The following is an 11,820-nucleotide window of genomic DNA, read 5'->3' as shown; positions in this document are numbered from 1 at the left end:
GCAATCAGTCGATACGATAGGTCGCAAAAGTAACGAAAAAGGCGATGGCCCGACCGTTTGGGCGGTTTCGGAAGCTGACAATCCTGACCATCAAAATATTCTGTAAGTTTGCAATCAGCTTAAAACACACACATGAAATCGTTTTCAGCCCTTTGGGTCAGCCTAATGGTGTTTTTGTTCACAGCCTGTGCTCCCAAAACGCTGCCCTCTTCGAACCGTACCGGCGATTATAACGCCTACAACGAAGATTTATCGGAGGCCCGACCCGTGTACAGCAACATGGGCACCCGGCCGGGGGCGACCACCAAAACCGGTTCGGCTACCAGTACCAGTTCGGCATCAACCGAATCCCGGAAAATTACTACTGTCGGATCGGCGGAAGCTTTACACATTAATCGTAAAGTAGACGAACAACTAACATCGATTGCGGATAAAAACCGGTCGTTGCGTTACGCATCGGGCTACCGAATTCAGGTGTACGTAGGCAACGAACGCCAACAGGCCGAAGCCACCAAACTCCAGGTTTACCAGAACTTTCCGGAGCTCACTGCTTACTTAAGTTACAATCAGCCAACGTATAAACTCAAAGTTGGTGACTTTATCCGGCGGATGGACGCCGAACGGTATTTTGGGCAAATCAAACAGATGATGCCCTCGGCTATGCTTCAACCCGACAAAATTGATGTCCGACGAAGCCTATCGATAAAATAAATGTCAGAAATTTCATTTTTTAGCCTTACTTTCGTCCCGGCAATCTTGAATTAGTACCAAAAAGGATTTCAGCGTCCTATACACGTATGAAGAAAGCGTTAATTACAGGTATCACAGGGCAAGACGGCGCCTATCTGGCCGAACTGCTGCTGGAAAAAGGTTACGAAGTGCACGGCATCAAGCGCCGGAGCTCTATGTTCAATACGCAACGTATTGATCACATTTACGAAGATCCCCACGAGACCAATGTTCGGTTTCACCTGCACTACGGTGACCTGGCCGACTCTACGAATATTATCCGGATTATTCAAGAAGTACAACCCGATGAGATCTACAACCTCGGCGCCATGTCGCACGTGCGCGTGAGCTTCGACGAGCCCGAATACACGGCTCAGGTCGACGGTATCGGTACGCTGCGGATTCTGGAAGCCGTTCGGTTGCTGGGTATGACGGACAAAACGCGCATTTATCAGGCTTCGACGTCGGAGCTGTATGGTGGGGTGCAGGGCCACGCTCAGTCGGAGCTGACGCCGTTTTACCCACGCTCGCCGTATGCCGTTGCCAAGCTGTATGGCTACTGGATCACGGTCAACTACCGCGAAGCGTACAATATGTATGCCTGCAACGGGATTCTGTTTAACCACGAGTCGCCACTGCGGGGTGAGACATTCGTAACCCGGAAAATTACGCGCGCAGTAGCCCGTATCGGTCTGGGCCTGCAAGACAAGGTATTCCTCGGCAACCTCGACGCACAGCGCGACTGGGGTCATGCCAAAGATTATGTAGAGGCTATGTGGCTTATTCTGCAACAGGAGAAACCCGAAGATTTTGTGATTGCCACCGGCCAAACTACCCACATCCGCGATTTCGTGAAGATGGCGTTTGCCGAAATCGGCGTTGAGGTTGTGTTTGAAGGTGAAGGTGTCAATGAAAAAGGTGTAGTGGTTAACTCCAGCAACCCCGACTTCCCGGTAGCGGTGGGTCAGGAGGTCGTAGCTATCGACGAGCGTTATTTCCGCCCGACGGAAGTAGACTTGCTCCTGGGTGACCCCACCAAGGCAATGACGAAGCTGAACTGGAAGCCCAAGTACGATCTGAAGGCACTGGTTCAGGACATGGTTCACGCTGACGTTGCCCTGTTCCGCAAAGATCAGCTGCTGGAGAAGAGCGGTCACCGCGTACTGAACTACTTCGAATAACAAACGGGCGGGCAACAAGCTCACCCAGGTCTTTCATAAAAAACGGTTGCTGCATTGGGTTTCACCCGACGCGGCAACCGTTTTTAGTTTTTGGTTTATTGTTTTTAGTTGACCGTGGCAGGAAACTACGCACCTGGCTGTATTGAGTGATTGGCTTGTTGCTTTTTCTAAATCATTAAACAAGAGCGTCAAACCCTGGCAGGGGTTGAAGGTAACAAAACAGAAGACCTTAGCCGTGGTTGAAGGCAGTACGTAAGACCAGGACTCAATTGAACAACACTCAATACACCTAACCAACAGCAGCCTACAACTAAGTAGTCAGACAGAATTAAATGTAAAATGAATAGTGTAAAATGTACAATGAGACGGCTGATTATCAGAAGCTAATACAATTGTTCATTATACATTTTACATTGTTCATTCACTTAAAAACCAAAAACGCTAAACCATAAACCCTTTTCGCGCAAGCCGATCGGCTTCGGCAGCTACGATGAGCGAGTCGAGACCGTTTTCGTTCGTGATTTTGCGGTGTGTTTCAGGGAAATACACCGCACTCACCTGATCGCGGAACATAAGCCGGAGTAATTCGCTGTACAGGTGCAGTTTATCGTCGCCGAACCCGTACCGGAGTTCAATCTGCTGATACGCTTCAAAATCTTTGTGCCGCCCGCGCAATACCCGGTCTTTCCCACCGAAGTTGGCCGTTACGTTCAACTGCGCCCCCGGAAACAGCGTCATCAGCTCGCGGGTGGTTTCTTCATCGACCACCGCCCGCAGCACGAGTCGGGTAGGCACCCACTCGTACAATGTAATGTCGCCCCGCTCAAACAGAATACGCATTTCCTGCCGGTCCATGCGGCCCGTTTGTGTGAAACCGTGGTAAAAATTGACCGTTTTCAAACCGGTCTGCTCGTCGCCGTACGCAACCGTACAGCTCACCTGATCTTCGATATCCGCGCTATCCGGCCGTTTGGTCACCTGCGCCGACAGCACCTTTCCCTGACCCAGCCACCCGCTGAACATATCGAAGAAATGGACCCCATGCTCTACGAAAATACCCCCGCTTTTGGTGCGATCCCAAAACCAGTGTTCGGGCGAGAGCCCTTCATCGCCCGCGTAATTTTCAAAGTACCCATGCAGCACCTCGCCCAGCAGGTTCAGATCAATCAACCGTTTCACCCGTTCGAACATAGGGTTGTAGCGTTGCATCAGGTTCGTTACCATCAGCAGACCTTTCTGAGCCGCCTTCTCAAGCATAAGCCGCCCTTCCTCAGGATTCATGGCGAGGGGTTTCTCGCAAATGACGTGCTTACCTGCATCGAGTGCGCGCATAGCCTGCTCAAAATGCAGAAACGGGGGCGTGGCAATATAAATTAAATTGATGTCGGGGTGGCTCAGTAGCTCATCCAGCGAGTCGAGGTGTTCGGCCCCAAAACGCCGGGCTGCGGTTTTGGCTTCCTCTCGTCTGGAGCCCGCAATGGCCACCAGTTTGACGTTGGGTGTTTGCATAAACTGCTGGACCGCAAACAGCCCGAAGCCCCCCATGCCAATAACACCCAGCCCAATATCGGGTAAAAGTTCTCCGGCGGGCGATAGCCCGGCTGTCGGATTTGTTTCCATAACGTGACGGTTGATTCAGGCATACAACACATCAGGTCGGGTAACTGTTGGTAAGGGCTTTTTCCCGGATCAGAGTATGACCGTCGGGCGCGGAATCAGGCTGTGTCGGTCGTTGGCCATGAGTCGCTCAAAGAGCTGCACCGTAGCGGCCGCATCACCGTGGGCACGGTGCCGGTTGTCGAGCGGAATTTCGAGCGAATTGCACAACTTGCCCAGGCTGTATGAAGGCAGGCCGGGGAATATTTTTCGGCTGGTACGAACGGTGCAGAGTGTTCGGCGGAAAAATGGGTAGTCTAACCACTCCAGCTCTTTCTTGACAAAGTTGAAATCGAACGCAACGTTGTGCGCCACAAAAATAGCCCCCTGCGACATCCGAATGACCTCGTCGGCCACCTGCTCAAAGCGCGGAGCGTCGGCAACCATCTGGTGGTTTATCCCCGTGAGGTGTTGAATAAACGGCGGAATAGGGCATTCGGGATTCAGTAAGGTGTGAAAGACATCAACGACCTCGTGGCCGTTGTGGCGAAACATGGCGATTTCAGTAATCCGACTGGGCCCCTTCACGCCCCCGGTCGTTTCAACGTCTACGATACAATACACAGGATAAAAGTACGCAATCAGCGCGAAGCTTGCAACGGCCGCACCACCATGGGCTTACGGGCCACAAAACCACGACGGATCAATTCAAGCGTTTTGGTAAGTGTATAGTCTCGGTTGTGCAAGAGGTCGTCGTAGGTGCGGCCAACGGTATAATCGGGCTCCACCGTAAAGCCATTGGCCCGCTCCGGGTCAACGGCATGGGTGAGTTTCTTGAGCGGAATACGCACCTGAATCCGGGAGTTGGGTAGAGTCACAGTTTTGAAATGACCGGCAAAATCGCCCCAGTACGCGCCCCCGCAGGCTTCGCCCACAAACGTACCTACACCCGCGTCCAACGACTTCGCCAGCACCGATGTAGCCGCCGAAAACGAGGCCCCATTCATCAGAAAATACAGATTGCCTTTGTAGGCCAGCGTACGCCGGGGCCGGAACTGCCGCTTGTGCGAGCGGCTCGAAAAACCACCCCGACCGTCGGACTTGTACTGCATGGAAAACTGAAGGGCCGAAAACGGATTCCAGCGGGTCACCAATTCGGCCCGAGCCGCTTTTTTGAGTTGCTCACGCTGCATGATCGTAAACTTCTCGGGCATCCAGTATTGCAGCAACCGCGCCGAGTTGAGCACCATACCCCCGCCATTATGCTGCAAGTCGACCACGAGGTTTTCTATTTTCTGGTCCTGAATCTGGCGGAAGGCCTTCTTCAACCGACGCTTATAAGCCAACTGAAAGGGGTCGTGTCGTTTCGCACCCATAAACGTAGAAACGCGCAGAACGGCCGTCCGCGACAGGGTATCTACTACCCGTACCGACAGATTGCTGTGGTACTCGGTTTCGTGGCTGTAGCGCTTTTGCATGGTAGCCCGAAATTGCTGAAGCGTAACACACGGAATCCGGGTTTTACGAATAAGTCGCAGAGAATCATTGGCCAGTCGGTACGTAATGGTGAGCGAATCGACGGCCGAAAACCAGGCCGCGTAGTAGTCGGCAAACTGGTGCAAACTCCACTGCCGCCGGCCCGTCAGGTTGTCGCCATCGGAGCCCGACCGGTCGTTTTCCATCAATTCCTGATGAATACTCGCCACCGTCCGCCCGTCGATCGTGAGCAGTTCGGTGCCGCGCCGGAGGGTTGTATCGGCCGAGACATTGTGGGTCACGAAATACCCAGTACCAGCGTCACGGATAAAAAACGGAAAATAGCGGGTGTGCTTGTCGATATACGACCGCCGATGGTTCAGGTTGGTATGGCCGTCTTTGAGGGCGCTCACGAGCGGACTCACATGCCGAAAAAAATGCAGATACTCGACCGACGTGTTCAGCTGATTATAAAGCGAGTCGTACAGGCGTTCGTAGCGGGCGCGGGGCGTGTAATGCCCAATAGCCGGGTGGAGCTGATCGAGCCGACGTTTCAGAAACTCAATATCCTCCCGTGCTTCGGAGGGGGTCAGGGTTTGTCCCGACACCGCCCCGGCTAACTGAACGAATATAGTAATCAGGCAAACGACAATAACCTGCTTCATGGAGTACGTTACGGTTACTAACCTACGTCGGTCGGGCTAGCATAAATTATTCTGTGAATATAAAAGCAGGCCAATTAATTATCAATCTACTTGCTTGATGGTATAAATAAAATTTGGTTAAAAAAATTTGAAACAAATAACTAAATTATTAGTTTTGAAACTAAAAACTACGTTATAACGTCGTAACTCATTGATAATCGGTATGGAAGTACGTGAACTCACCAAAGCGGAGGAGGAAATTATGCGGGTGCTTTGGCAGCTGGACCGCGCATTTGTAAAGGATGTACTGGCGCAGCTCCCCGAGCCTAAGCCAGCCTACAATACGGTTTCGACGATTATCCGGATTCTGGAAAAGAAAGGGCTGGTGGGCTACACTGCGTACGGCAAAACGCACGAATACTACGCCCTGATTACGGAAGAGCAGTATCGGCGTTTCCAGACCGAGCAGCTCATGAGCAACTACTTCGACAACTCGCTCAAAAAGCTGGTGTCGTTTTTTGTGAAAGAGAAAAACCTAAGCCTGAACGAAGCCGATGAAATAATCCGGCTACTAAACCAAAACAAAACCGAGCCATGACCGCCTTGGACTATTTTATCCGCACCAATTTATACCTGCTGCTCTTTTTTGGGTGTTACTACCTGCTGCTCCGGCGGCACACGTTTTTCGGCCTCAACCGGGCCTATCTGCTGGCTTCGGCCGTGCTCTCACTCGTCTTACCGTTGGTTGAACTGCCCACCGAGACGGTGGCGGCTTTGCCCGCTACGCCGGTTCAACTGCCTACCCTTACGCCCGTTCGGGCCGAGGCAACCCCCACCGGCCCCGACTGGGTGGCCCTGGGTTGGTGGGCTTACGGGCTGGTAGCGCTGGCGTTGCTGGTTCGGCTCACCTGGCGAACAACGCGGCTATTCGACTACATTCATCAACACCCCCAACAAACGCTGGAGGACTATACGCTGGTACAGCCATCAGACCCGCAAACGCCTACGTTCTCGTTTTTCCGATACATGGTACTGAGCCCCGCCGACCGGCAGGTGGAGGCTGTTCGGGCCCACGAGCTAGTGCACATCCGGCAATGGCACAGTGCCGACGTGCTCTTTTTTGAGGTCATGCAGACCCTGTTCTGGTACAACCCGGTGCTGTTGGCATACCGGGCGTCCATTCGGCAAGTACACGAGTTTCTGGCCGATGCGGGCGCTTCAGCTACGCACCGGGCCGACTATGCCCGGTATCTGGTGACCTACGCCCTCGGCGACGGACCCGAAGCGCTTACCAACTCGTTCTTCAAGCCTTCTCTGCTGGTGCCCAGGCTTCGTATGCTGCAACGCCGGACCACCAACCGCTGGGCACTGGGCAAGTATGCGCTCGTGCTACCGGTTACGTTGGTTACGCTGGCGCTGACGGCCGCCCGGCCCGAAATGGAACACTTGATCGTGGAGCCATTTCAGACGCAAAAGCCAAGCCCCATAAAAGGGCGCGTGGTGGGATCTGACCACAAAGCGCTCCCCGGCGCCCACGTGATCGTGAGTAATGCCACACAGGGCACCATTACCGACCGGAATGGTCAATTTGAAATTTACACAAAGCCGGGTACCCGATTGGTGGTCAGTTTTGCCGGGTTCGTATCACAGGAAGTAGTGGCACAAGCCGGGAAAGAAATTATGATACGGTTAGCCCCACAGAGTGGGCGGCCGGCCTCGCAAAAGTCTGCGTCGCCTTCGGGCAAAAAACAACCGGTGTCTCGTCAAACTACAGACCCGATTTCAACACAAGGGCGGGCAGAAGATATTATTACTGTTCAGGAGCACAGGATTGTGGGGCAACGTAGAATGGCGGTCGGTGATACCAATAGTAGCCCTGTCCAGATTCGGATTCGTGGCAATTCGGCTGGGCTCGGCACTCCACCTCCCCTGTTTATTGTGGATGGTATAGTCCAGCAATCAGAGGTAGGACTGAGCGAACTTAACCCCAAGGAAATCGAGTCAATTAATGTGTTGAAAGGCTCTTCGGCTTACGCTATTTATGGCGAGAAGGGCACGCATGGCGTCGTTATTGTCACCACAAAAACAGGCAAGAAAGATGAAACCAAACCAGCAGAACCGGCCAAACACTAACGTACCCGGTTACGAACTCACCAACTCATTTCTCCGTCTCTCCGAACTCAAACAACGCGTACAGATGCTTACCAAACCAAACTCCTCACCCCGCGCGCTCTGGCGCTATCCGTTTGTACTGGCATTTGCGGGGCTGTTGCTCATGTGTACGCAGGTAGAGAAGGAAATTGATCAGGCGGTCAACAATCGGGAGAAGGTAGACCAATCCCTGAAACTGACGCAGATAAAGGGCGAAATTTTCACGGTTGTGGAAAAACAACCTGAGTTTCCCGGCGGAATGGATGGCCTCAGTAAGTATCTTCAGGAGAACCTGCGCTACCCGGCTGCGGCCCAACGAGCCAATGTTCAGGGCCGGGTATTTATGAGCTTTGTGGTTACGCAAGACGGTGGCATTGCCGACGCGAAGGTTCTCAAGGGAATCGGCTTTGGGTGCGATGAAGAAGCGATCCGTGTCACGAGCCGGATGCCCAAATGGAAACCGGGCAGCCAGGACGGGAAACCGCTCAATGTGCGTTATGTTCTCCCGATTGCGTTTGAGCTGGAACCAGAGGCTTTAAAGCAACAGGCGAAGTAACCCCGTTTTTTGGAGTGATGGGTAGGCTATGCGGCCCGCCTGCGCACTCACACTGTTAGCCTAAAACACCGGGGGCGGCACCAATGTGGTGCCGCCCCCGGTGTTTTACTCCTTAACCAGCTTTCGGCTCACCATGCCTTTGGCCGTTTCGAGGGTCACGAGGTAAACACCTTTTGGCAGATGCGCCACCGAAAGCGTAGCCCGATGACTCCGCACAGGTTGCTCCATCAGTTGCGTGCCGGTCAGGCTACTGAGCGTAATCCGGTCGATGATTACAGTCGGGGGAACCTCTACCATTACCTGCGCCGGGGCGGGGTTGGGGTATAGTTTTAAGGCAGTAGCCCAGTCGGGTTCAAGGCCCAGCACCGCCAGTACGGTAAACGTCCGGTCGACGGGGGTAGCGGCATAAAATTGGTTGTTGCCGTCCTGATACGCCCGAATCACCACGGTGCCGGGTCCCGTAACGCGCACCTTGTTGCCATTGAGCTCGGCCGGCCCCGACCGCACCGAGTATTGCACCGCCAACCCAGCCGATGAGGTAGCCGCCAGCGTAAACTCGGGTTCATTGGCATACCGGTCGGGCAGGCTGTTGAACGAGATTGTCTGAGCCGTTTTGGTTGGGATCGTACGGGTCGCCTGGGTGTACCAAACCGGCCATTTAGCCCGGTTGACCAGGGTCTGCACCGAGCCCGAAGGGGTGATTTTATCGGCGGCCAGATTAATAGCGGCTATATTTTCAACCCCCGCGTCGGTTTCGACCGTGAACACCAGCCGGTTGTCGAGCCGCGAATAACTCGGGAAGCCAAGGGTATTGTTTTCGTAAACCGCTTCAAGCTCACCTTTGTCCACATCGGCGGCTACGATGTAGTATTCGTCATCGTCTTCATAAAAATAATCGAAGGCAATGATGTTGGGCGAGTTTTTGGCATACGACGGATTCCCGACACTCTCCCCATCTTCCAGGCTCGAAAACAGCTTTTCGATTTCGCCCGACGCAAAGTTTTTCGTCTTGTTGTCCCAGACGTTGATAAAGCCCACATCCCAGTAACTGATATCGTCGCCGTCGGCGTTGGTCAGCTCGTTGTAGGCATCATAAATGAGGTTTTCGCCCGTCAGATCCCACTCAAACGAGTCGGCATACTGCACGTCGCCGTTCGTAATGCCCTCGCTGTAGGTAGGGTTGTACAGGGTAAAGGTTTTCCAGACTTTCCGGTCGAAGCTGTACACGTAGACTTTGGGTTCGGCCTCGGCCGAAAGAGCCGCCAGTTTGGTACCATCTTTCGAAATAGCGACGTTGTCCCAGCGGGTCTCGTTCGAAATAACCGTTTCGGTAGGCGTACCGGTCAGGCTCACGGCCCGGATGCGTTTGTCGGGCGACACGTAATAGGCAAACTTACCGTCGTCGGTCACGCTGGGGCGGTGTGTCATACCCTGACTACTTTTCAGATCAAACTTATTGGAGCCCACAACCGTCGAATACAGTTTTTTGTCGGTGCCGTAGAGCAGCATCAGATCCTGCCCCTGCGCCACGGGAATGTCGGTTTTGGGGTCGGGAGTGGTTTGGGTGCTTTCCACAATCCCTACCCTATCGAACGCCGATTTGGCCGCGGCCACCTCGGCGCTGTTGGCCCCGTGCAGGTCGGAGGCCGCTTTGATAACCGCCAAACGCAGGTCAAGAAACTTCGACGTTCGGGTGAGGTAGTTCGTCAGGGCACGGTAATACACTTTTTCGGCCTTTTCTTTGCTTACACTGGTGGCAAACAGGTAAAACGCGTAGTTGGGAATCCCGCTGTTGACGTGCACGCCCCCGTTATCGTCGTCGGCAGCCATATTCTGGTATTCGGCCATCGTTTTAGGCTGCCAGCCGTAGTCATTCTTACCACCCTGATTTGGGTTGGCCAAGCTCCGCAAAGCACCCTGCGTGTACCGGGTCGATTTGATGATTTCCTCGCCTAAGGTCCAGTCATCCCGGTCGATCATGACACCAAACACATCGGCCATCGACTCATTGATGGCTCCCGACTGACTTTTATAGACCAGATTGGCCGAGTTTTCGATCACGCCATGCGTCATTTCGTGCCCCGCCACATCGAGGCTACCACCCAGCGGTTTAAAGAGCGTTTTACCGTTACCGTACGCGATAAACTCGCCGTTCCAGTAGGCATTATCCATCGCGGTTCCGTCGTCTTCGTCGGCTACGTTGACCACCGAAATCATCGTTCCGCCCTTGCCATTGAGCGAGTTACGGGCGTGGGTGTTGCGGAAATAATCGTAGGCCAGCCCCGCGTTGTAATGAGCCGACACCGCCGTGGGTGTCCAGTCGGTGTTGTTCGATGAGCTGATGTGCCAGAATTTCTGGTTGTCGCCGTAGGTATTGCGCGAGTCTACCGTGACCAGACCACCCACCGTTTTGTCAGGAATAGTCGATGCAGCGTTGTTGAACATCGAGCGCGACGCATCGATCAGGAAATGCTGACTGGTCGTTTTCTGGTACGTCGAGAACGTCCGCGACACGCCATTGAGGTCGCGGGCCGTGGCTTTGATAGGCCCGGCAAAGCTACAGGTGGTGTTGGCCTTGTCGAGTACCTCGCCCGTTTCGGCGTCCACCCAGTACGCCCACCGCTGCACCATACTCGGCCGGATGGTCAGCTCGTAGGCCAGCCGGTGCGTTGCCCCGACGGGATACAGGCAAAGGTCGCCTTTAGCCTGCTCCAGATTCAGCAGATTGCTACCAAACGTACGCACTACACCCGTTTTACCCACATCGGTCAGCGCCCGCGACACGGCCTGCTTCATCGAGAGTTTTGGGGTCGTATTGATGCCGTCGGCCACGGTTTGGTACTGCCCGTTGAGCAGCCCCACCACGCCCTCGGTCAGGTGAGCCACCAGTTCGGCCCCGAATACTGGCACCCCTTTGTACGTCTGCGTCAGGCGAACGTGGGTTTGGCCCATGGCGTCGGTTTCGGCTTGCCGGACTTCAAACGACGACGCGGGCTTGTCGATGTTGAGTAGCCCCCGCACCTGATCCAGGAACTGAAACGTAACGGCTACGGCGCTCGTGCGGGCCTGCGCACCCGACAAGGGTGCCCCCACGCCAGGTTTGCGGGGAGCCAGCTTAGCTACGGCGCGGTTTTCGATGTAGATAGGCAAGCCCGTTGTCCCATCGCGAACCACGCGTAGCCGGAGAGGTTGCAGACCTTTCTGGGTCGCCACGTTGCTCATCAGCGCTTGCTTTCGGCTCCGCGACACGGGGATGGGCGCTTCGTCGGCCCCGATTCGCCGGGACAGGTTATCGACCGGGCGCTCGGTTTTGTGTTTCATTCGGAACCCGGCGGCTGGCGGTTGGACCGAGGGGGGTTGTGCCAGCACCGCTGTGCCGGCCAGGCATAAAAAAGAGAGGTAAACGGGTTTCATAAAAGTTGGTGGTAGTGACGGGGTGGGTACTCAGGGGAATGCTTACCCGGAACCTAGGCCGGAACCGGGGTAC

9 protein-coding genes are annotated in these 11,820 nt (G+C 54.4%); 5 read left to right on the top strand and 4 right to left on the bottom strand.

Annotation, left to right across the window (positions count from 1 at the left end; translation table 11 throughout):
- Positions 1–132: 132 nt before the first annotated feature.
- Together RUDLU_RS29300 and gmd are read left to right on the top strand one after the other, a co-directional pair.
- Complete coding sequence (locus RUDLU_RS29300; protein WP_019989260.1) at positions 133–711, top strand: SPOR domain-containing protein; 579 nt, start codon at positions 133–135, stop codon at positions 709–711.
- Between the two features lie 86 nt (positions 712–797).
- Positions 798–1,910 (top strand): GDP-mannose 4,6-dehydratase, encoded by a 1,113-nt coding sequence (gene gmd, locus RUDLU_RS0115210; protein ID WP_019989259.1) that lies wholly within the window; start codon positions 798–800, stop codon positions 1,908–1,910.
- 441 nt (positions 1,911–2,351) lie between these two features.
- Here the strand turns inward: gmd and RUDLU_RS0115205 are convergent, their stop codons facing one another.
- From RUDLU_RS0115205 to RUDLU_RS0115195, 3 genes are all read right to left on the bottom strand, one after another.
- Positions 2,352–3,530, bottom strand: a complete 1,179-nt coding sequence (locus RUDLU_RS0115205) for a Gfo/Idh/MocA family protein (protein ID WP_019989258.1) — start codon at positions 3,528–3,530, stop codon at positions 2,352–2,354.
- A gap of 69 nt (positions 3,531–3,599) precedes the next feature.
- Positions 3,600–4,130 carry a 3'-5' exonuclease gene (locus RUDLU_RS0115200; protein WP_027303089.1) on the bottom strand — a complete coding sequence of 177 codons (531 nt, stop codon included), beginning with the start codon at positions 4,128–4,130 and terminating at the stop codon, positions 3,600–3,602.
- A gap of 17 nt (positions 4,131–4,147) precedes the next feature.
- A complete protein-coding gene (locus tag RUDLU_RS0115195; RefSeq protein ID WP_019989256.1) occupies positions 4,148–5,647 on the bottom strand; it encodes a S41 family peptidase in 1,500 nt (499 codons plus the stop codon).
- Between the two features lie 202 nt (positions 5,648–5,849).
- Between RUDLU_RS0115195 and RUDLU_RS0115190 the strand changes: the two genes are divergently transcribed.
- Genes RUDLU_RS0115190 through RUDLU_RS28790 form a run of 3 tightly spaced genes read left to right on the top strand, consistent with a single transcriptional unit; the run spans position 5,850 to position 8,333 of the window.
- On the top strand, positions 5,850–6,224 hold the full coding sequence (locus tag RUDLU_RS0115190; RefSeq protein WP_019989255.1) for a BlaI/MecI/CopY family transcriptional regulator: 375 nt from the start codon (positions 5,850–5,852) through the stop codon (positions 6,222–6,224).
- On the top strand, positions 6,221–7,759 hold the full coding sequence (locus tag RUDLU_RS28795; RefSeq protein ID WP_019989254.1) for a M56 family metallopeptidase: 1,539 nt from the start codon (positions 6,221–6,223) through the stop codon (positions 7,757–7,759). The genes RUDLU_RS0115190 and RUDLU_RS28795 overlap by 4 nt, the downstream gene beginning before the upstream one ends.
- Positions 7,725–8,333 (top strand): energy transducer TonB, encoded by a 609-nt coding sequence (locus RUDLU_RS28790; RefSeq protein WP_019989253.1) that lies wholly within the window; start codon positions 7,725–7,727, stop codon positions 8,331–8,333. Before RUDLU_RS28795 ends, RUDLU_RS28790 begins: the two co-directional genes overlap by 35 nt.
- 105 nt (positions 8,334–8,438) lie before the next feature.
- On the opposite strand, the gene RUDLU_RS0115175 is transcribed toward RUDLU_RS28790, so the two are convergent.
- The gene (locus RUDLU_RS0115175) at positions 8,439–11,747 is read right to left on the bottom strand and encodes a M4 family metallopeptidase (RefSeq protein WP_019989252.1); all 3,309 of its coding nucleotides are present in this window, start codon (positions 11,745–11,747) and stop codon (positions 8,439–8,441) included.
- Between the last annotated feature and the right edge of the window lie 73 nt (positions 11,748–11,820).

Origin of the sequence: Rudanella lutea DSM 19387 (assembly GCF_000383955.1) — a bacterium.
Lineage (GTDB): Bacteria > Bacteroidota > Bacteroidia > Cytophagales > Spirosomataceae > Rudanella > Rudanella lutea.
Note: the sequence above shows the minus strand (reverse complement) of the source record. Positions and strands in the feature narration are given on the sequence as shown.